A 277-nucleotide genomic window follows, 5' to 3' on the forward strand; every position below is an offset into this window, starting at 1 on the left:
TACCTTGCTGCAAGCTACCGATAAGGACGGCGACACAGTGACGGCCGCCGCCGAGAAACTGGTGATCACCGTCGATGACGATACGCCAACCGCAACCGGGGCCGCTGAGGCCGGAACCGTCGATGAAGATGGCCTGGCCAATGGCATCGCCGGTGGTGTGGGTGATGTACCCGGCGAAGCAACGACTGCCAGCGGCAGCGTCACGGCGATCTTCCAGTCCGGCGCCGATGTACCGCTGACTTACTCCCTGTCGAGCGACACCAGCGGCTTGCCAGCG

1 pseudogene is annotated in these 277 nt (G+C 64.3%); it reads left to right on the forward strand.

Features of this window, described 5'->3' with window-relative positions:
* Positions 1–277, forward strand: a pseudogene (locus PVZ78_RS03560) (hypothetical protein); the annotation flags it as partial.

Origin of the sequence: Pseudomonas sp. SBT1-2, assembly GCF_028640875.1 — a bacterium.
Lineage (GTDB): Bacteria > Pseudomonadota > Gammaproteobacteria > Pseudomonadales > Pseudomonadaceae > Aquipseudomonas > Aquipseudomonas chlororaphis_I.